This is a genomic window from Streptococcus sp. F0441, from assembly GCF_000314775.2.
Lineage (GTDB): Bacteria > Bacillota > Bacilli > Lactobacillales > Streptococcaceae > Streptococcus.
Genome location: NZ_KB373321.1, coordinates 799,642 through 820,797 on the forward strand (window position 1 = coordinate 799,642; position 21,156 = coordinate 820,797).

Annotated in this window: 19 protein-coding genes; 15 read left to right on the forward strand and 4 right to left on the reverse strand. The window is 41.5% G+C overall.

Annotation, left to right across the window (positions count from 1 at the left end; translation table 11 throughout):
* Positions 1–40 precede the first annotated feature (40 nt).
* Positions 41–1,231, forward strand: a complete 1,191-nt coding sequence (gene metK / locus HMPREF9188_RS03770; protein WP_000003926.1) for a methionine adenosyltransferase — start codon at positions 41–43, stop codon at positions 1,229–1,231.
* 72 nt (positions 1,232–1,303) lie between these two features.
* On the opposite strand, the gene HMPREF9188_RS03775 is transcribed toward metK, so the two are convergent.
* From HMPREF9188_RS03775 to HMPREF9188_RS03790, 4 genes are all read right to left on the reverse strand, one after another.
* The gene (locus tag HMPREF9188_RS03775; RefSeq protein ID WP_000767203.1) at positions 1,304–1,603 is read right to left on the reverse strand and encodes a DUF1827 family protein; all 300 of its coding nucleotides are present in this window, start codon (positions 1,601–1,603) and stop codon (positions 1,304–1,306) included.
* Between the two features lie 58 nt (positions 1,604–1,661).
* Complete coding sequence (locus tag HMPREF9188_RS03780; protein ID WP_000431190.1) at positions 1,662–2,114, reverse strand: NUDIX hydrolase; 453 nt, start codon at positions 2,112–2,114, stop codon at positions 1,662–1,664.
* 131 nt (positions 2,115–2,245) lie between these two features.
* Entirely contained in the window at positions 2,246–4,507 is a 2,262-nt protein-coding gene (locus tag HMPREF9188_RS03785) for an ATP-dependent Clp protease ATP-binding subunit (RefSeq protein ID WP_009729955.1), read from the reverse strand.
* A gap of 237 nt (positions 4,508–4,744) precedes the next feature.
* The gene (locus tag HMPREF9188_RS03790) at positions 4,745–4,975 is read right to left on the reverse strand and encodes a DUF1797 family protein (protein ID WP_000443577.1); all 231 of its coding nucleotides are present in this window, start codon (positions 4,973–4,975) and stop codon (positions 4,745–4,747) included.
* 191 nt (positions 4,976–5,166) lie between these two features.
* Between HMPREF9188_RS03790 and HMPREF9188_RS03795 the strand changes: the two genes are divergently transcribed.
* The 14 genes from HMPREF9188_RS03795 (at position 5,167) to HMPREF9188_RS03860 (ending at position 20,950) form a co-directional block, all read left to right on the forward strand.
* Positions 5,167–5,850 (forward strand): amino acid ABC transporter permease, encoded by a 684-nt coding sequence (locus HMPREF9188_RS03795; protein WP_002875953.1) that lies wholly within the window; start codon positions 5,167–5,169, stop codon positions 5,848–5,850.
* Positions 5,850–6,584, forward strand: a complete 735-nt coding sequence (locus HMPREF9188_RS03800) for an amino acid ABC transporter ATP-binding protein (RefSeq protein WP_009729956.1) — start codon at positions 5,850–5,852, stop codon at positions 6,582–6,584. The genes HMPREF9188_RS03795 and HMPREF9188_RS03800 overlap by 1 nt, the downstream gene beginning before the upstream one ends.
* A 33-nt stretch (positions 6,585–6,617) precedes the next feature.
* The gene (locus tag HMPREF9188_RS03805) at positions 6,618–6,938 is read left to right on the forward strand and encodes a TfoX/Sxy family protein (RefSeq protein ID WP_009729957.1); all 321 of its coding nucleotides are present in this window, start codon (positions 6,618–6,620) and stop codon (positions 6,936–6,938) included.
* Between the two features lie 148 nt (positions 6,939–7,086).
* Positions 7,087–7,944 (forward strand): bifunctional methylenetetrahydrofolate dehydrogenase/methenyltetrahydrofolate cyclohydrolase, encoded by an 858-nt coding sequence (locus HMPREF9188_RS03810; protein WP_009729958.1) that lies wholly within the window; start codon positions 7,087–7,089, stop codon positions 7,942–7,944.
* A 4-nt stretch (positions 7,945–7,948) separates the two neighbouring features.
* Positions 7,949–8,722, forward strand: coding sequence for an HAD hydrolase family protein (locus HMPREF9188_RS03815; protein WP_009729959.1), 774 nt, complete (start codon positions 7,949–7,951; stop codon positions 8,720–8,722).
* A 56-nt stretch (positions 8,723–8,778) separates the two neighbouring features.
* A complete protein-coding gene (locus HMPREF9188_RS03820; protein WP_000862999.1) occupies positions 8,779–9,630 on the forward strand; it encodes an NAD(P)H-hydrate dehydratase in 852 nt (283 codons plus the stop codon).
* 199 nt (positions 9,631–9,829) lie between these two features.
* Positions 9,830–12,319, forward strand: a complete 2,490-nt coding sequence (locus HMPREF9188_RS03825) for a bifunctional DnaQ family exonuclease/ATP-dependent helicase (protein WP_009729960.1) — start codon at positions 9,830–9,832, stop codon at positions 12,317–12,319.
* A gap of 5 nt (positions 12,320–12,324) precedes the next feature.
* Complete coding sequence (locus HMPREF9188_RS03830; protein ID WP_000830407.1) at positions 12,325–13,548, forward strand: FtsW/RodA/SpoVE family cell cycle protein; 1,224 nt, start codon at positions 12,325–12,327, stop codon at positions 13,546–13,548.
* A 10-nt stretch (positions 13,549–13,558) separates the two neighbouring features.
* Complete coding sequence (locus HMPREF9188_RS03835; protein WP_001140926.1) at positions 13,559–14,107, forward strand: DJ-1 family glyoxalase III; 549 nt, start codon at positions 13,559–13,561, stop codon at positions 14,105–14,107.
* A gap of 89 nt (positions 14,108–14,196) precedes the next feature.
* Positions 14,197–14,760 (forward strand): HAD-IA family hydrolase, encoded by a 564-nt coding sequence (locus HMPREF9188_RS03840; RefSeq protein WP_007520338.1) that lies wholly within the window; start codon positions 14,197–14,199, stop codon positions 14,758–14,760.
* Positions 14,761–14,773: 13 nt separating this feature from the next.
* Positions 14,774–16,720, forward strand: coding sequence for a DNA topoisomerase (ATP-hydrolyzing) subunit B (gyrB, locus tag HMPREF9188_RS03845; protein WP_007520336.1), 1,947 nt, complete (start codon positions 14,774–14,776; stop codon positions 16,718–16,720).
* 80 nt (positions 16,721–16,800) lie between these two features.
* Positions 16,801–18,528, forward strand: coding sequence for a septation ring formation regulator EzrA (gene ezrA / locus HMPREF9188_RS03850; protein WP_000064792.1), 1,728 nt, complete (start codon positions 16,801–16,803; stop codon positions 18,526–18,528).
* A 109-nt stretch (positions 18,529–18,637) separates the two neighbouring features.
* Positions 18,638–20,026, forward strand: a complete 1,389-nt coding sequence (gene pgdA / locus HMPREF9188_RS03855; RefSeq protein WP_009729961.1) for a peptidoglycan-N-acetylglucosamine deacetylase PgdA — start codon at positions 18,638–18,640, stop codon at positions 20,024–20,026.
* 81 nt (positions 20,027–20,107) lie between these two features.
* A complete protein-coding gene (locus HMPREF9188_RS03860) occupies positions 20,108–20,950 on the forward strand; it encodes an aldo/keto reductase (RefSeq protein ID WP_009729962.1) in 843 nt (280 codons plus the stop codon).
* The last annotated feature ends 206 nt before the right edge of the window (positions 20,951–21,156 follow it).

The following is a 21,156-nucleotide window of genomic DNA, read 5'->3' on the forward strand; positions in this document are numbered from 1 at the left end:
TGTAACTCTATAACAATATTTTTTAAGGGGGGACATTTTTATGTCAGAACGTAAATTATTCACGTCTGAATCTGTATCTGAGGGGCATCCGGATAAGATTGCAGACCAAATTTCAGATGCGATTTTGGATGCTATTTTAGCAAAGGATCCAGAGGCGCACGTTGCTGCTGAGACAGCTGTATACACTGGTTCTGTCCATGTTTTTGGTGAAATTTCTACAAATGCTTATGTGGATATCAACCGTGTGGTTCGTGATACCATTGCAGAGATTGGTTATACGAATGCAGAATATGGTTTTTCTGCGGAAACAGTTGGAGTTCATCCATCGCTTGTTGAGCAGTCGCCGGATATCGCCCAAGGTGTTAACGAAGCCTTGGAAGTCCGTGGAAGTGCAGATCAAGATCCGCTTGACTTGATTGGTGCTGGTGACCAAGGTCTCATGTTTGGATTTGCAGTGGATGAGACAGAAGAACTCATGCCATTGCCAATCTCACTCAGCCACAAGTTGGTTCGTCGTTTGGCAGAACTTCGTAAGTCTGGTGAAATCAGTTATCTTCGTCCAGATGCCAAATCACAAGTTACAGTTGAGTACGATGAAAATGATCGTCCAGTACGTGTGGACACAGTCGTTATTTCAACTCAGCACGATCCAGAAGCTACTAATGAACAAATCCATCAAGATGTGATTAACAAGGTTATCAAAGAAGTTATTCCAGCTTCTTACTTGGATGAGCAAACAAAATTCTTCATCAATCCGACTGGCCGCTTTGTAATCGGTGGACCTCAAGGAGACTCAGGTTTGACTGGTCGTAAGATCATCGTGGATACCTATGGTGGCTATTCTCGTCATGGTGGCGGTGCCTTCTCTGGTAAGGATGCGACTAAGGTGGATCGTTCTGCGTCATATGCAGCTCGCTACATTGCCAAGAATATCGTGGCAGCAGGTCTTGCTAAGAAAGTAGAAGTGCAATTGGCCTATGCCATCGGTGTGGCACAGCCTGTTTCTGTTCGTATCGATACTTTCGGTACAGGAACAGTAGCTGAAAGCAAACTTGAAAAAGCAGCGCGTCAAACCTTTGATCTTCGCCCTGCAGGAATTATCCAAATGCTGGATCTTAAACGTCCAATTTACCGTCAAACAGCGGCTTATGGACACATGGGACGTACAGATATTGACCTTCCATGGGAACGTTTGGACAAGGTAGAGGCTTTGAAAGAAGCTGTGAAATAAAATAAAAAAGATTGGTAGTACACAACTACCAATCTTTTTTGCAAGTGAAAACCAGCTTAAAAGCTGGTCTTCTTATTTTATAGGGATTGAGATCTCAATCAATTTATCCGAATAGAGGGTTTTGATATTTGCTTCATCGATACTTTCTTTGTCGATTTTACGTTTCAAGAAGAAGTCTTGGATGGTTTCAATTTCGGGTTCACGAATAGCACGGTGTTTGTTCGAAATGAGGATTTCATAGTGAAGCGGGGCTTGTGTGAAAACCACATCTGTATTTCCGGCCGAATAGACCTCAACAAGAGTTGCGTCAGTACTTTCTAATTGGCTTTTAACAAGTTGCGAGTGTGAATTAGTCGTGTTGATAAGCTTCATAACAGTTCCTCCGATTTTCTAACTCTATTATAGCACTTTTTGGATAAAATCGTGCAATTTAGTCAATTCCATGTTGGATTTTCCAAGCTTCAATTCCCCATTTATGGCTACCACGTTTGAGTTTTTCAATTGCTTCATCAATAGGAAACCAAGCAATATGATTAAAATCTTCCAATGGTTTTTGTACTTCTTGGAAAGAAGTAGCTTCATAGAGATAAGCTGGGTTGTAGTAGTAGGTATCACGGTGGCGAGAGTAGAAATACTCATCAGCTTGCCCATAATAGGTTCCAATCTCAGCTGTAAAGCCTAGTTCTTCGATTAGTTCTCTCTTCAGTGCTTCTTGATGATCTTCGCCTGCTTCAATTTCTCCACCTGGCAAGAACCAAGCACCATTGGGAGCTTGAACTAGGACAATTTGTTTTTTTTCTGCATCCGGAATAACTGCGTACACACCATAGCGGGGCTGGTAGGTTACATTCTCTTTTTTTTCACCAAAAGTGGGGTTTTCCATTGCTTTTTCCTCATTCTCTAGTGTCTTTATTATTATCATAATGGACGAGGGGCTAGCTGTCAAGAATTTACAGTTATTTTAGTAAAAAAAGGTGCAGAAAATGATAGACTTCCTGCACCTGTTAGGTCGTTTTATTCTTCTTTTTCAGAAGTAACCTCTTCTGTTTTTTCAGTTTTTTTGGCAGATTTGATTTGAATCTTACCATTGCTTGTCATGACTGCCTTGAGGTCTTTTTCGCTTGGATTTTCAAGGTAGTAGTCTGTAATAGCATCCTCGATATGGTCTTGAATGGTACGACGGAGTGGGCGTGCTCCCATTTTGGGATCATAACCTAGGTCAACCAACTTTTCCTTGACCTTGTCTGTCACATCGAGGTGGATGTTGTTGCTAGAGAGGCGTTTGTTGACATCCGCTAGCATGAGTTCGACGATTTGGAGAAGGTTGTCCTTGCTGAGAGGTTTAAATTCGATGATGCCGTCAAAACGGTTCATAAACTCAGGACTAAAGAAGTTGCCGAGTTCACCGAGAACAGAGTTGGTTCGACCTTCACGAGCAGCTCCAAAACCAACACTGGCTTCGGCCTTACCGGTACCGGCATTTGAGGTCATGATAATGATAGCATCCTTAAAGCTAACTGTTCGTCCTTGTCCGTCTGTCAAACGGCCATCGTCTAAGACTTGAAGGAACATGTGCATCACATCTGGATGGGCTTTTTCGACTTCATCGAGAAGGATGAGTGAGTAAGGATTACGACGAACTTTTTCCGTTAACTGACCCGCTTCATCGTAGCCAACATAACCTGGAGGGGCTCCGACCAATTTAGCCACACTGTGTTTTTCCATGTATTCACTCATATCAAAGCGAATCATGCTGTCAGCAGAACCAAAGAGTTCAATGGCTAGTTGTTTAGAGAGTTCTGTCTTACCGACACCAGTTGGTCCGACAAAGAGGAAGCTTCCGATTGGGCGGTTAGGAGTTCCAAGTCCAACACGATTACGACGGATGGCTTTGGCAATCTTATCGACAGCTTCATCTTGCCCAATGACATGAGCTTTGAGGTCGTCTGCTAGATGGATAAGCTGAGACTGTTCTTTTTCTTTGAGTTCCCCAACAGGAATATTGGTTTTCTGCTCAATGATATGTTCGATGGTTTTCTCGCTGATGATTGGAGTATCCTGATCGGTCACCTTGTTCTTTTGCATTTCCTTGTACTTGGCAATCTGATCGCGGAAATAAGCAGCCTTTTCAAAATCTTCCTCTCGTGTAGCTTGAGCCTTGAGATTTTCAGCCTCAATCAAGCGCTGATCAATCACTTTAGGGTCAACAAAGTTCAGTGTCAGATTCATCTTAGAACCAGCTTCGTCCAACAGGTCAATAGCCTTGTCTGGCAAGAAGCGGTCTTGGATATAGCGGTTGGAAAGATTTGCAGCAGCTTCGATAGCAGCATCGGTATACTTGACGTGATGGTAGTCTTCGTATTTCTTTTGAACCCCTTTAAGGATGATAATGGTTTCTTCGACAGTTGGTTCATCTACCTTGACAGGTTGCATACGGCGCTCTAGGGCAGCATCTTTTTCAATGATGCGGTATTCATTGAGAGTAGTGGCTCCGACCAATTGCAATTCACCACGGGCAAGGGCTGGTTTCAGGATATTGCCTGCATCCATATTGCCATCACCTGCTGACCCTGCACCAACAATTTCATGGATTTCGTCGATAAAGAGGATGATGTCCTCGCGTTTGCGAATTTCTTCCATGAGCTTTTGCATGCGTTCTTCAAATTGGCCTCGAATCCCTGTTCCTTGAACTAGACTGACCACATCCAGACGGATGACCTGCTTGCCTTGGAGTTTATGGGGAACATCGCCATCGACGATCTTCTGAGCTAAACCTTCGACAACAGCTGTTTTACCAACACCTGGTTCTCCGATAAGGACAGGATTGTTTTTGGTTCGACGGTTGAGAATTTCGATAACGCGGATAATCTCCTCGTCTCGGCCGATAACAGGGTCAATATCTCCTTGACGAGCTATTTCAGTCACGTTGATACCATATTCCTCTAGGAGCCCTCTTTCTTGGCTAGGAGGAGGTGTTTGAACAGGTCCGCGGTTTTGAGGTCCGTATCCCCCATTGCCTCCGTATCCCCCACCGGATTGAGTTGGAGGGACGTTATTTGAAGAAGCCCTGAAATTGTTCAAATCATTGAAAAAGTCTCCGAAAGGATCAAAGTCATGATTGTTTAAATCAGTCATTCCTTTAAAGAGGGTATTATTTGGATCTGTTTTGATAATTTTATAGCAATTTTGACAGAGATCAATTTGTTTTTGCTGTCCATTGATATTGGTATACAGATGAATTGTTGAGTCGTTAATTTTACAGTTTTGACAGAGCATACATCTACCTCATTTCATTCGTATTCTTGGCCTAAGAAAAAGGTCAAGAATAGTCAAATTTTTATACTCTCATTATAGCATGATTAAGGTGTAAAGCAAGTAAAAAGATTGGGAAGTGGTCGTTTTTAAAAGAAGGATTTATGGAGAATCCAGCGACATTGAAGGTAAGAAAAAATCCCATTTGTGGTGACAAAAAGGATTCTCATTCATCGGGCCTTACTGCCCGTTGTTTTTATATTAGTAAAGGAGTTCGTAGATCTCCATTGCAATCAAATCAATGCTATCAAAAGTATAAGTTTCACGAGCCTCTACATCGCGAAGGGTGAAGAGTGATCCGTTTTCTTCGTCGTGGCTGTATGCAACTTCTGCGACAACAACACCTTCACGTTCAAAATTACGTTTTAGATTTCCACCATCTTTTGTCATTGCTTCTAGGCGGTTAATGATTCTAACCAAATGTGATTCCATTTTGATTCTCCTCCATTTCTTATCGTTTCTATTTTACCATAAACAAGAGGTAGTTGACTAGAAAAAAACTGTGATTTCTCTCTATTTCTCCATTCTATCAAGTTAATTGTTAAAATTAGAGAAAAAGGATTGAATTTTAATTCAATTCATGTTATAATCATACAATCTAATACATAGAAAGTTGATTGAATATGAATTTTTCTTTTTTACCAAAGTATTTACCTTATTTTAATTATGGTGCTCTGATTACCGTGTTAATTTCCATCTTTGTTGTCTGCTTAGGAACTATTATAGGTGTATTATTGGCCTTTGCTCAGCGATCACGCTTTAAACCGCTCGTTTGGTTTGCAAATGTGTATGTTTGGATCTTCCGTGGAACTCCGATGATGGTTCAGATTATGATTGCCTTTGCTCTTATGCATATCAATGCTCCGACTATTCAAGTGGGAATTTTAGGAGTTGATCTTTCTCGTCTGATTCCTGGTATTCTGATTATTTCTATGAATAGTGGAGCTTACGTTTCAGAAACTGTTCGTGCGGGGATCAATGCGGTTCCTAAAGGGCAGTTAGAGGCCGCTTACTCTCTTGGTATTCGTCCGAAAAATGCCATGCGTTATGTCATTTTGCCACAAGCTATCAAGAATATTCTTCCAGCGCTGGGAAATGAGTTCATTACCATTATCAAGGATAGTTCCCTCTTGTCGGCAATTGGAGTGATGGAGTTGTGGAATGGTGCAACGACAGTAGCAACAACAACTTATTTACCGTTGACTCCCCTTTTATTTGCAGCCTTTTACTATTTGATTATGACCTCTGTTTTGACAGTAGCGTTGAAAGCATTTGAAAAACATATTGGACAAGGAGACAAAAAATAATGACAGAAACCTTGATTAAAATTGAAGAATTACATAAGTCTTTTGGGAAAAATGAAGTTTTAAAAGGCATCAATCTTGAGATTAAACGAGGAGAAGTTGTGGTCATTATCGGTCCGTCAGGGAGCGGGAAATCAACTCTCCTTCGTTCGATGAATCTCCTTGAAGAAGCAAGTAAAGGTAAGGTTATCTTTGAAGGAGTTGATATCACTGATAAGAAAAATGACCTTTTTGCTATGCGTGAAAAGATGGGCATGGTATTCCAACAATTCAACCTCTTTCCCAATATGACAGTGATGGAAAATATCACTTTGTCACCAATTAAAACCAAAGGTGAAAGCAACGAAGTTGCGGAGAAAAGAGCACAGGAACTGTTAGAAAAAGTTGGTTTGCCAGATAAGGCAACGGCCTATCCTCAGAGTTTGTCTGGTGGTCAGCAACAACGGATTGCCATTGCACGTGGACTTGCTATGGAGCCAGACGTTTTGCTCTTTGATGAGCCGACTTCAGCCCTAGACCCTGAGATGGTTGGGGAAGTTCTAGCTGTGATGCAAGACCTTGCCAAGTCGGGGATGACTATGGTGATTGTAACGCATGAAATGGGCTTTGCGCGTGAGGTGGCAGACCGTGTTATCTTTATGGCTGATGGAGTTGTTGTCGAAGATGGAACTCCAGAAGAGGTTTTCAATCAAACAAAAGAACAACGGACCAAGGAATTTTTGAGTAAGGTTTTGTAATACCTCATTTTTAGAAGAAATGGAGTAGGCATCATGGCTTCCAGTAAAGAATATTTAGATTTTATTCTCGAACAGCTATCAGAGCTAGAGGAGATGAGTTATCGTCCAATGATGGGAGAGTACATCCTTTATTATCGTGGGAAGATTATTGGGGGAATCTATGATAATCGTTTGTTACTGAAGCCTGTGAAGGTGGTCATGGATCAACTGAGACAGACTAGGCTTGAACGTCCTTATGAAGGAGCTAAGGAGATGATTTTGATAGAAGACATTGAAGATAAGTCATTTCTAACGAGATTAATTAAGGATATGTATGAAGTCTTACCGGCTCCAAAAGTTAAAAAGAAAGCATGACAGATTTACCCAGTATAAATAGGCATAAAAGCTCGATAAGGGCTTTTTCTTATAGTTTTTGACTATAAGGTCCATTAGTCAAGAAATGTTAGAATGACAAGGTATTTTTTGTTATAATAGAAGATATCTGATAGAAAAGGGAAGAGATATGGCACAGATTATTGATGGGAAGGCTCTTGCGGCTAAGTTACAAGGGCAGTTGACTGAAAAGACGGCCAAACTAAAAGAAGAAACAGGTTTAGTTCCAGGCTTGGTGGTGATTTTGGTTGGAGATAATCCAGCCAGCCAAGTCTACGTTCGCAACAAGGAACGCTCAGCTCTCGCTGCTGGCTTCCGTAGTGAAGTAGTGCGAGTTCCAGAGACCATTACCCAAGCGGAATTGTTAGACTTGATTACCAAATACAATCAAGATCCAGCTTGGCATGGGATTTTGGTCCAGTTACCTTTACCAAAACATATTGATGAAGAGGCAGTTTTATTAGCCATTGACCCCGAAAAAGACGTGGATGGTTTCCATCCGCTAAACATGGGACGCTTATGGTCTGGGCATCCAGTTATGATTCCTTCGACACCTGCAGGAATTATGGAAATGTTTCATGAGTATGGGATTGATCTAGAAGGTAAAAATGCGGTTGTTATCGGTCGTTCCAATATTGTCGGAAAGCCAATGGCTCAGCTTCTTTTGGCTAAGAATGCAACAGTGACCTTGACCCACTCACGTACCCATCATCTTGCCAAGGTGGCTGCTAAGGCAGATATTCTGGTGGTTGCAATCGGTCGCGCTAAGTTTGTGACTGCTGACTTTGTCAAACCAGGAGCGGTTGTCATTGACGTTGGGATGAACCGAGATGAAAACGGCAAGCTTTGTGGAGATGTTGATTATGATGCCGTTGCACCACTTGCTAGTCACATCACACCTGTACCGGGTGGAGTTGGTCCTATGACCATTACCATGCTGATGGAGCAAACCTATCAGGCAGCGCTTCGAACACTAAACAAGGACTAGGAAGATGAAATTCGTATTTGACCTGGATGGAACGCTATCTTTTGACTACATGACCATAGATGAGGAGATTAAGCAGGTTCTTTTAAAGGCTGAAGATTATGGGCATGAGCTTGTATTTGCCTCAGCTCGCTCTTATCGGGATTGTTTGGGTTTATTAGGTTCTGAACTCAGTCAGCGCTTGGTCATAGGTTTGAATGGTGGTGTAGCCTATCATTTGGGGAAGGCTGTTTTCGAAAGGAATCTCGATGCTAGAGTTTATCAGGCGCTAGTGGATTATTGCCAGACCTATAATCTCCCTTTCTTTGTAGATGATTGCTTTGACTATAGTGGTCAGATTGTGGAGAAGATTCCATTTATTTCCAGTGTGGATCCCCTAAAGGTGGCTCGTTATCAGAAACTCGAGGACTTAGGGACTCCGATTAAGGTAGTCGTTTATATGGGAGACCATGAGGATTTGATTGATGACCTGCTTGGTCAGTTAGAAAGACTAGGGCAGGCTCATCTGTCCTATCATGCCCATGAAAAGTGCCTTTATGTTAATCCCTTGGATACTCATAAGGCGACAACTGTTGAAAAGTTATGTGGGGAGAACTTCATTGCTTTTGGAAATGACCAAAACGATATTGAACTGTTTAAAACGTCTCTCTATTCAGTTCAGATAGGCGATTTTGCTGGCCTTAGTCCATATACAGATGAAACGTTAGAGCTAAAAGGAGAACCTTCTCCAGCAGTGGCAGCTAAAATCTTACAGACTTTTGCGGAATTTAAGGGAAAATAGATTGAAGGAGGTTTGCCCCTCCTTTTGTAGTATAATGAAGTGAGAGGGAAAAAACGATGAAAGTGATTGATCAAGCTTTATTAGAAAAAGTCATTATTGAACGTTCTCGTCACAGTCATAAGGGAGATTACGGTCGTCTGCTCTTGCTGGGAGGGACCTATCCTTATGGAGGAGCTATCATCATGTCAGCCATTGCAGCTGTCAAAAGTGGGGCAGGGTTGGTGACTGTTGGCACGGATAAGGAGAACATTCCGGCTCTGCACAGTCATTTACCTGAGGCCATGGCATTTTCTCTTCAAGACCAGCAATTGTTAAAAGAACAGTTAGAAAAGGCAGAGGTTGTCTTGTTAGGTCCGGGTTTGCGAGAGGATGCATTCGGAGAAGAACTCGTAAAATGGGTTTTTAACAACCTCAGAAGTGACCAGATTTTGATTGTAGATGGTGGTGCTTTGGGCATCTTAGCAAAAGGCCAGTTACCACTTCCTTCCAGTCAGCTCATCCTAACTCCCCACCAAAAGGAATGGGAAAGACTGTCTGGTATAGTTCTTGACCATCAAAATACAGAGGCGACTGCCAGAGCTCTTTCTGCTTTTCCTCAAGGAACGATTCTTGTCGAGAAAGGTCCAGCGACTCGTATCTGGCAAGCTGGTCAGTCTGAATATTATCAGTTACAGGTTGGAGGACCCTATCAAGCAACTGGTGGGATGGGAGATACTCTGGCTGGGATGATTGCAGGTTTTGCAGGTCAGTTTGACCAAGTCAGTCTCTATGAGAGAGTGGTGGTAGCGGCTCACCTTCATTCAGCTATCGCGCAAGAACTAGCTCAAGAAAATTACCTTGTCTTGCCTACCGAAATTAGTAAAGCTCTTCCGAAAACAATGAAAAAAATATCTCAAAAAGGTAGTTAATACCTTGGTTGTCTTTTTATGTTGATGTAGGTTTGTTGATAAGGTTTTCAAATACCTCAGAACCAGCAATCAACTGCTGAACTTACGAGGAATTCTCACTTTTAAGGTCTTGATTTTTACTCAAACTCAAAAGAAAAGCGAGGTTGTTATCAAAGTTGAGGGGTGTCAAATCATGCTTTTTTTGATATAATTTTTAATGATGAATGCAAGAAATGATCGGTATGTGGTCGTTGATTTAGAGGCGACCAGCACCGGAAGCAAGGCAAAAATTATTCAAGTAGGCATTGTGGTGATTGAGAATGGTGAAATCATCAATCAGTATGCGACTGATGTCAATCCCCACGAACCCTTGGATTCTCATATCAAAGAATTAACGGGTCTGACCGATCGGCGTTTGGCTGCGGCACCAGAGTTTTCTCAGGTGGCCGGAAAAATTTTTGAATTGGTTAAGGACGGTATTTTTGTTGCGCACAATGTACAGTTTGATGCCAACCTTCTTGCGGAATTCCTCTTTTTTGAAGGATATGAATTGCGCACACCGCGGGTGGATACAGTTGAGCTTGCTCAAGTTCTGTATCCTCAGTTTGAAAAGTATAACTTAGGTATCCTTTGTCAAGAGTTGGGCATTGAGCTGGAACATGCCCATACTGCCCTGTCAGATGCTCAGGCAACAGCTGAACTCTTGCTTTACATGCGTCAAAAACTATTTGAGTTACCAAAAGGGCTCTTAGAAAGCTTGTTAAACCTTGCAGACAACCTTCTCTATGAAAGTTATTTGGTGATTGAGGAGGTCTATCAGCAACAATCGCTCTTATCTTCGCCAGACTTGATGGAGCTTCATGGGCTTTTTCTCAGAAAGGAAAGCAAAGCCTTAGTCCCACGAAAGTTATCCAAAGATTTTGCTAAAAATATTTCTTTATTGGGGCTGGAGGAGCGTCCGCAACAGTTGGAATTTGCGGAGAAGGTTGAGCAATTATTGGAAGAACACCAGACTTCCTTTATCCAAGCTCAAACGGGACTCGGCAAGACATACGGCTATATCCTCCCAGCTTTGAACTCGGAGAGTCAAGCAGGGATTCTAGTGAGTGTTCCGACCAAAATTCTTCAAAATCAAATCATGCAAGAAGAAGGTCAGCGCTTAAAAGAGGTCTTCCATCTGGAAATTCATAGTCTCAAGGGGCCTCAAAATTATTTAAAACTGGATGCCTTTCACCGAGTTCTCCATCGACCGGAGTCCAATCGCCTTTTCACACGCTTTAAAATGCAACTGCTCATCTGGCTAACAGAGACAGAGACTGGTGATTTGGATGAAATTGGGCAACTTTACCGCTACCAGCATTTTCTGCCAGAACTAGTCCACGATGGCAAGCTTTCAAAGAAAAGTTTATTTGCTACAGAGGATTTTTGGAAACGAGGGCAGGAAAAGGCCAAGACCAGTCGTGTTCTTCTGACCAATCATGCCTATCTGGTCACTCGTTTGGAAGACAATCCAGAGTTTGTCGACAACCGTTTGGTGATCTTGGATGAGGCTCAAAAAATGCTGCTAGCTCTCGAAAATCTAGCCCAGCAGGCTTATCACCTTGAGGAACTTGTAACCCAGTTTGATAGGTCCTTGGAGATAGAGGAAGATTTGGTTCAGAAGCGTTTGCTTGAGAGTATTGGCTTTGAATGTCGTTACTTGATGGAGCACTATCAGTCGGGCCTTAGGAATGGAAAGTGGTTGGATTCTCTTGAACAGTTGCGCCAGCATTTTTCGGAGCTAGCTCTCCCAGAGTATAGAGAGCTTGCAAACTTTTTCACCTCGGACCGTGAATTTTGGCTTGCTACAGCAGAGAAATCTAGCAAGGATGTCTTGATTTGTTCAAGCAAAAAAGGTCGCTTTATACTAGCAGACTTATTGCCAGAAGATTGTAGGCTCCTAGGAGTATCAGCTACTCTTGAAATCAGCAATCGAGTTTCCCTAGCAGATTTATTGGGCTTTCCAGATGCTCCGCTTGTTAGGCTTGATGTAGCAAAACAGGAGCAACAAGAAGTCTTTCTAATTGATGACTTTCCTCTTGTGACGGAAGTTTCACCTTTTGACTATGCTAGTGAAGTGGCTTCTGTTATCCGAGGTTTACAAGCCTTCCAAGAACCTTTATTGGTTTTGTTTACCTCAAAAGAAATGTTGCTGGCAGTTTCGGACCTGCTCGACCAACCGCATCTAGCTCAGTATAAAAATGGGGAACCAAGTCAACTGAAAAAACGTTTTGAAAAGGGTGAACGCCAGATCTTGCTTGGAACAGGCAGTTTCTGGGAAGGAGTTGATTTTTCAACCCATCCTTGCGTGATTCAAGTGATTCCGAGATTGCCTTTCCAAAATCCCCAAGAGCCGTTAACCAAAAAGTTAAACCAAGAACTGCGTCAAGAAGGGAAAAATCCTTTCTATGATTATCAGTTACCGATGGCGATCATTCGGCTAAAACAAGCCCTTGGTCGTACTGTTAGACGGCCCAACCAAGGTTCGGTTGCTGTAATCTTAGACAGTCGTGTTGTCAGCAAGCGTTATGGTAAACAAATCGCCCAGACCTTGTCAAAAGAAAGGGCTGTTCAAGTTCTTTCTAGAGAACAGCTAGAGCCTGCTGTAGCTGATTTTCTCCAATCTCGTCGCAATAGAATGAAAGAAAAATCCAAGAAAGAGAAAAGGTAAAAAATATGAAACGTTCCTTCGACTCTCGAGTCGATTATAGCCTCCTTCTACCAGTGTTTTGTTTACTGGTGATTGGAATAGTGGCCATTTATATAGCAGTTAGTCATGACTATCCAAATAATGTGTTACCAATACTAGGCCAGCAAATCGCTTGGATTTCCTTGGGCCTTGTCATTGGTTTTGTGGTCATGTTCTTCAATACTGAGTTTTTATGGAAGGTGACTCCTTATCTCTATGGTTTAGGCCTAGCCTTGATGGTCCTCCCTCTTGTTTTCTACAATCCAAATCTTGTAGCGTCAACAGGTGCCAAGAACTGGGTATCGATTGGTGGAACGACACTCTTTCAGCCATCTGAGTTCATGAAGATTTCCTATATCTTGATGCTAGCTCGAGTCATCGTACAATTCACTCAAAAACACAAGGAATGGCGACGGACTATTCCTTTGGATTTCCTATTGATTGGTTGGATGATTGCCTTTACAATCCCAGTTTTGCTCCTTCTAGCCCTACAAAGTGACTTAGGAACTGCCTTGGTCTTTGTAGCTATTTTTGCAGGTATGGTTCTCCTTTCAGGTGTTTCGTGGAAGATTATCATTCCTGTTTTTGCGACAGGAGTGACTGCTGTTGCAGGCTTCATGGCCATCTTTATAAGCAAGGATGGACGTGCCTTCTTGCATCAGATCGGGATGCCAACCTACCAGATCAACCGTATTTTGGCTTGGCTCAATCCCTTTGACTTTGCGCAAACAACGACTTACCAACAGGCGCAGGGGCAAATTGCGATTGGAAGTGGTGGCTTGTTTGGACAGGGTTTCAATGTGTCCAATCTCCTCATTCCAGTACGTGAAAGTGATATGATTTTCACCGTAATTGCTGAAGACTTTGGCTTCATTGGTTCAGTCTTTGTGGTTGCCCTGTACTTGCTTCTTATTTACCGGATGTTGAAGATTACGATCAGGTCAAATAACCAGTTCTACACCTACATTTCGACTGGGTTTATCATGATGTTGCTCTTCCATATCTTTGAAAATATCGGTGCCGTGACAGGCTTACTTCCTTTGACAGGGATTCCTCTGCCTTTCATTTCTCAAGGGGGCTCCGCAATTATTAGTAACCTCATCGGTGTCGGTCTCCTCTTATCTATGAGTTACCAGACCAACCTAGCGGAGGAGAAAAGTGGAAAAGTTCCATTTAAACGAAAGAAAGTCGTCCTAAAACAAATCAAATAAGGAGGCCACTATGGCAAAAGTAGCAGTTATCTTAGCCCAGGGTTTTGAAGAAATTGAAGCCTTGACAGTAGTTGATGTCTTGCGTCGAGCAAACATTTCATGCGATATGGTAGGATTTGAAGAGCAGGTGACAGGATCACATGGCATTCAGGTAAAAGCCGACCGTATCTTTGATGGCGATTTGTCCGACTATGACTTGGTAGTTCTTCCAGGTGGTATGCCAGGCTCAGCTCACCTACGGGATAATCAAGCCCTCATTTCACAGATTAAAGCCTTTGACCAAGCTGGAAAGAAAATTGCTGCCATCTGTGCAGCCCCAATCGCCCTCCATCAAGCAGGTGTCCTGAAAGACAAGCACTTTACCTGTTATGACGGTGTTCAGGAAAACATCAGTGACGGAATTTACCGAAAGGAAACAGTAGTTGTGGATGGCAATCTAATAACTAGCCGAGGACCGTCAACTGCCCTTGCCTTTGCCTATGAGCTGGTAGAGCAGTTGGAAGGAGATGCAGAAAGTTTACGAGTCGGCATGCTCTATCAAGATGTTTTTGGAAATTAACAGTAAGACGAGAGTTCGGCTCTCGTTTTTGCTTGGAAAAATCTAGGAAATCATCGCTTTTTTCGTAAAAAAATGGTATAATAAAGGGTATGAAATATCGTGACTATATATGGGATTTAGGTGGTACCCTATTGGATAATTATGAGACTTCTACAGCGGCCTTTGTAGAGACCTTAGCCCAATACGGAATAGAGCAAGAACACGACCGTGTTTACGAAGCCTTGAAGGTTTCGACAGCTTTTGCCATTGAGAAGTTTGCCCCAGCCATCGAGAATTTTTTAGAAAACTACAAAGAGAATGAAGCGCGTGAGCTAGAGTACCCAGTTTTGTTTGAGGGAATTCCAGAGTTACTAAAAGACATCTCTGACAAGGGTGGCCGTCATTTCTTAGTCTCTCATCGAAATGACCAAGTGCTAGAACTTCTTGCAAAGACTCAGATAGCTGACTATTTCACAGAAGTCGTTACTGCCAGTTCTGGTTTCAAACGGAAACCAGATCCAGAGTCTATGATTTATTTACGTGATAAATATCATATCTCATCCGGTTTGGTCATTGGAGACAGAAATATTGATGTAGAAGCAGGTAAAGCTGCCGGCTTAGATGCCTATCTTTTTAAAAACGTTGCGACACTGAGACAAGCAATAGACATGTAAGAAAAGGGAAAAAATGACAGAAGAAATCAAAAATCAACAGGCACAGGATTATGATGCCAGTCAAATTCAAGTTTTGGAGGGGCTGGAAGCTGTTCGTATGCGTCCAGGTATGTATATTGGATCGACCTCAAAAGAAGGCCTTCACCATCTAGTATGGGAAATCGTTGATAATTCAATTGATGAAGCCTTAGCAGGATTTGCCAGTCATATCCAAGTCCTTATTGAGCCAGATAATTCCATCACCGTTGTGGATGATGGACGTGGTATCCCTGTTGACATTCAGGAAAAGACAGGACGTCCTGCTGTTGAGACCGTCTTTACTGTTCTTCACGCTGGAGGAAAGTTCGGCGGTGGCGGATATAAGGTATCAGGTGGATTGCACGGTGTGGGTTCATCAGTAGTAAATGCCCTCTCAACTCAACTAGATGTTCGGGTTCATAAAAACGGAAAAATTTATTATCAAGAATACCACCGTGGGAATGTCGTTGCTGATCTTGAAGTGGTTGGAGATACGGATAGAACCGGAACAACAGTTCACTTCACACCGGATCCAGAGATTTTTACAGAAACAACGACCTTTGATTTTGACAAATTGAATAAACGTATTCAAGAACTAGCCTTTTTGAACCGAGGTCTTCGAATCTCCATCACAGATAAGCGTGAAGGTCTCGAACAGACTAAACATTACCATTATGAGGGCGGGATTGCTAGCTATGTTGAATACATCAACGAGAACAAGGATGTTATCTTTGACACACCAATCTACACAGACGGTGAGATGGATGATATTACTGTTGAAGTAGCCATGCAGTACACAACCGGTTACCACGAAAATGTCATGAGTTTCGCCAATAACATTCACACCCATGAAGGTGGAACGCATGAGCAAGGTTTCCGTACAGCACTGACGCGTGTTATCAACGATTATGCTCGTAAAAATAAATTACTAAAAGACAATGAAGACAATCTAACAGGGGAAGATGTCCGTGAAGGTTTGACTGCTGTGATCTCTGTCAAGCATCCAAATCCGCAGTTTGAAGGGCAAACCAAGACAAAGCTGGGCAATAGTGAAGTAGTTAAGATTACCAATCGTCTCTTCAGCGATGCCTTCTCTGATTTTCTCATGGAAAATCCACAGATTGCCAAGCGTATCGTGGAAAAAGGAATTTTGGCTGCCAAGGCTCGTGTGGCTGCCAAGCGTGCGCGTGAAGTCACTCGCAAGAAATCTGGTTTGGAAATTTCCAATCTTCCAGGAAAACTAGCAGACTGTTCTTCAAATAATCCTGCTGAAACCGAACTCTTCATCGTCGAAGGAGACTCGGCTGGTGGATCAGCTAAATCTGGTCGTAACCGTGAGTTCCAAGCTATCTTACCAATTCGTGGTAAAATCTTGAACGTTGAAAAGGCTAGCATGGATAAAATTCTTGCTAACGAAGAAATTCGGAGTCTCTTCACAGCCATGGGGACAGGATTTGGCGCAGAATTTGATGTTACTAAGGCTCGTTACCAAAAACTCGTTTTGATGACCGATGCCGATGTCGATGGTGCCCACATTCGAACTCTCTTGCTAACCTTGATTTACCGCTACATGAAACCAATCCTAGAAGCTGGTTATGTTTATATTGCCCAACCACCGATTTATGGGGTCAAAGTTGGAAGTGAGATCAAAGAATACATTCAGCCAGGTACAGATCAAGAAATTAAACTCCAAGAAGCCTTAGCACGTCATAGTGAAGGGCGCTCAAAGCCCACCATCCAACGTTATAAAGGTCTGGGAGAAATGGATGATCACCAATTGTGGGAAACAACCATGGATCCAGAACATCGCTTGATGGCACGTGTTTCAGTAGATGATGCTGCTGAAGCAGATAGAATCTTTGATATGTTAATGGGCGATCGGGTAGAGCCTCGTCGCGAATTTATCGAAGAAAACGCTGTTTACAGTACACTTGACGTTTAAAAAATGTGGGAAATAGTTCCCTTGGTTTAAAAAATATGATATAATCATTACGATTGTTTCTAGTATAAAAGGAGTTTGATATGTCTAATGGACAACTAATTTATCTAATGGTTGCGATTGCGATCATTTTGATTTTAGCTTATGTAACAGCCATTTTTCTACGTAAGCGTAATGTAAGCAGATTAACGGCGCTTGAAGAAAGAAAAGAAGAACTCTACAATCTTCCTGTAAATGATGAGGTTGAAGCCGTTAAAAATATGCACTTGATTGGTCAAAGTCAGGTAACCTTTCGTGAATGGAATCAAAAATGGGTTGATTTATCTCTGAACTCATTTGCAGACATCGAAAATCACCTCTTTGAAGCTGAAAACTACAATAATTCTTTCCGTTTCTTTAAAGCAGCTCACAAGATTGATCAAATTGAAAGCCAGATTAGTTTGATTGAGGAGGATATTGCAGCTATTCGCAATGCCCTTTCTGAACTCGAAAAGCAAGAGTCTAAGAACAGTGGTCGCGTCCTACATGCTTTGGACTTGTTTGAAACCCTTCAACATACGGTTGCAGAGGACTCAGAGAAATATGGGAAAGCTCTTCCTGAGATTGAGAAACAATTGGAAAATATCCAATCGGAATTCTCTCAATTCGTTACCCTTAACTCATCAGGTGACCCAGTTGAAGCTGCAGCAATCTTAGATGATACTGAAAATCATATTCTTGCTCTAACGCATATTGTTGATCGTATTCCAGCTCTTGTTGAAACCTTGACAAAGGAATTACCAGACCAATTAGCAGATTTGGAAGAGGGCTATCGTAAGCTGTTGGATGCCAAATACCACTTTATTGAAACAGATATTGAGTCACGTTTCCAACTCTTGCATGAATCTTTGAAGAATAATCAAGAAAACATTCGTCAGTTGGAGTTGGACAATGCAGAGTATGAAAATAATCGCATTCAAGAAGAAATCAATGCACTTTATGATATTTTCACTCATGAAATTGAGGCTCAAAAAGTCGTTGAGAATCTCCTCTCAACACTTCCAACCTATCTCAACCACTTGAAGGAAAATAACCAGGTGCTTGTTCAGGATCTTGAACGCCTAAATAAAACTTATCTTCTTCCAGAAAGTGATGGGAATCATGTCCGCCGTCTTCAAAAAGAATTAGCTGCACTTGATACCGCTATTTTAGAAGTAACAGAGGACCAAAGAGAATCTGCTCAAGCCTATTCTGTTCTTGAAGAACAGTTGGAAATGCTTCAAAGCAATCTCAAAGATATTGAAGATGAGCAAATTTCTGTGAGCGAACGACTTGCGCAAATTGAAAAAGATGACCTCAATGCTCGCCAAAAAGCAAATGTCTATGTGAATCGTTTGCACACTATCAAACGTTACATGGAGAAGCGAAACTTACCAGGAATCCCTCAAAGTTTCTTGAAACTCTTCTTTACTGCAAGTCATAACACTGAAGATTTGATGGCGGAGCTAGAACAACCGCAGGTTAATATTGAATCTGTTAAGCGAATTCTTGAAATTGCAACGAATGATATGGCAGTACTTGAGACAGAAACATATGACATTGTTCAGTATGCAACTTTGACAGAGCAACTTCTCCAATACTCAAATCGCTACCGTTCATTTGATGAACGTATCCAAGAGGCTTTCAACGAAGCACTTGAAATTTTTGAGAAAGAGTTTGACTATCGGGCATCATTTGAGAAGATTTCTCAAGCCTTGGAAGTTGCAGAACCAGGAGTTACAAATCGTTTTGTGACTTCATATGAAAAAACACGTGAAGCAATTCGCTTTTAAATTAAAATAGAAGCTTAGAGAATTCTAAGCTTTTTCTTTATTTTTTGAAATGGAGCTAGATTATCTGTTTATCATTGAAATAATAGCTTTGATTTGATATGATGGAAATATGAAGAAAAATATGAACCGTGTTTCTCACGATAAAAAGAGAAGTATATTGCTTTCCTTTGTTGGAATCTTAGGAATCGCTATGATTCTTTTGGGAAGTGCCATTGGCTACAAGGTTCTACAAAAGCAATCTTATGAACAAAAAATTGAAGCGTTAAAAAGCGAAAAGGACCAGCAATTCAACTCAGGTAGTCAGAAGGACCATTTCCGAAAAGGGCAAGCTGAGGTGATTGCCTACTACCCTTTGAAAGGAGAGGAGGTCATTGCGTCTATTAGAGAAAAAATCAACCAAGATATCAAAGAAAATCTAGAAGATAAAGAGGATCTGGTCTTTTATTATACAGAGCAGCTGGATCCTGTCCTTGAGGGAGTTGTTGCTCGTAATATCAGTAGGCAAGTCTATGATTTGTCTGCAGCAAAGGTTGAAGAAAAAGAAAAGACTTCCTTAGGGAAAATTTTCTTGACTGAAGATGGGAAAGCTTTTGACCTCAGTAAACTCTTCAAAGATGCAAGCAAGGCTAAGGAACTCTTACTGAGTCAAATCAAATCAACTCTAGAAGATAAGAAACTTGACCAGGCAAAAATTGATCAAGTTATAAAGAGCTTCACAGATCAGGATTTGGCATCTTGGAGTTTTGATTATAAAGATAGTCAAATCATCCTTTATCCTGCTAATTCTGGAGAGGCTGTTGAGGAAATTGCTTTACCAATATCCAGTTTCTTTGATGTCATTGAGTCCTCTTATCTGTTAGAAAAGGATGCGGAACTCTACCAATCTTACTTTGCTAAGAAAAATAAAAAGGTTGTAGCCTTGACCTTTGATGATGGTCCAAATCCGACTACAACTCCACAAGCTTTGGATACCTTGGCTAAGTACGGTGTAAAGGCAACCTTCTTTGTACTTGGAAAAAACATAGCAGGAAATGAAGATCTTCTGAAACGAATGAAATCGGAAGGTCATGTTGTGGGAAATCATAGCTGGGATCATCCTGTCCTTTCTAAATTATCTCTCGAAGATGCTAAAAAGCAAATCACTGATACAGAAGATTTGTTAACTCAAGTTTTAGGATCAAGCTCTAAACTGATGCGCCCACCTTATGGTGCCATCACTGATGATATTCGAAATAGTCTTGACTTGAGTTTTATCATGTGGGATGTGGATAGTTTAGACTGGAAGAGTAAGAATGAAGCTGCTATTTTGACAGAAATTCAACACCAAGTTCGTAATGGTTCTATCATTCTCATGCATGATATCCATGGTCCTTCTGTCAATTCTCTACCAAGTGTCATTGAGTATCTAAAGGGTGAAGGGTATACATTTGTGACCGTTCCTGAATTGCTCAATTCTCGTTTGAAAGCTCACGAGATCTATTACGATCGTGATCAATAATTGTTAAAATCTAAAGGAGCAAGCGTACTGGTAATCAGGATTTTGTTTCTTTAGATTTTCTTCACATAGAAAGGAAAAACGATGAAATCTTACACCCTTAATAATGGAGTTTCAATTCCTGTTCTAGGATTTGGAACATGGAAAGCTGAAAATGGAGAGGTGGCCTACCAAGCTGTTTTAGAAGCTTTAAAGGCTGGTTATCGTCATATCGATACTGCAGCTATCTATAAAAATGAGGAAAGTGTTGGTCGTGCTATACGAGATAGCGGTATTCCACGACAAGAAATCTTTGTAACGACTAAACTTTGGAATACCATTCACAGCTATGATGAAACTCGCCATGCATTTGAAGAATCAATGGAAAAACTGGGATTGGATTATCTAGATTTGTACCTTATTCATTGGCCAAATCCAAAACCACTAAGAGAAAATGACGAATGGAAAACTCGCAATGCTGAAGTCTGGCGAGCGATGGAGGATCTTTACAAAGAAGGCAAAATCCGTGCTATCGGCGTTAGTAATTTCCTTCCCCATCATTTGGATGCTTTGCTTGAGACAGTAAGAGTCATTCCGGCGGTCAATCAGGTACGCTTGGCACCAGGAGTTTATCAAGAGGAAGTGGTTGACTACTGTAGAGAGAAAGGAATTCTCCTAGAGGCTTGGGGGCCTTTTGGGCAAGGGGAGTTGTTTGAACAGAAAGAAGTCCAAGAAATTGCTGCTAAGTATGGGAAATCAGTGGCTCAAATTGCCTTGGCTTGGAGTTTGGCAGAAGGTTTTTTACCTCTACCTAAGTCAGTAACAGCCTCTCGTATCCAGAGCAATCTTGATTGTTTTGGAATTGAACTCAGCAAAGACGAGCGAGAAGTCTTAAAGACAATTTCAGTGACTTCTGGTGCACCACGTGTGGATGAGATGGATTTTTAGTTTGTGAAATCTATTTATATCGAAATGATGAAGACTAGGAATTTTTAATCCTAGTCTTTTTGTGTATAAAAGTCTAGATTGTTTGTATAATAAAATAGTTTTATAAATTGAAATAAATGAATAAATCTAAAAGATGTTGCTTTGATAGAGCAAATAACACGAACAATAAAACTAAATAAGAACATTACATACGCAAATATTACATT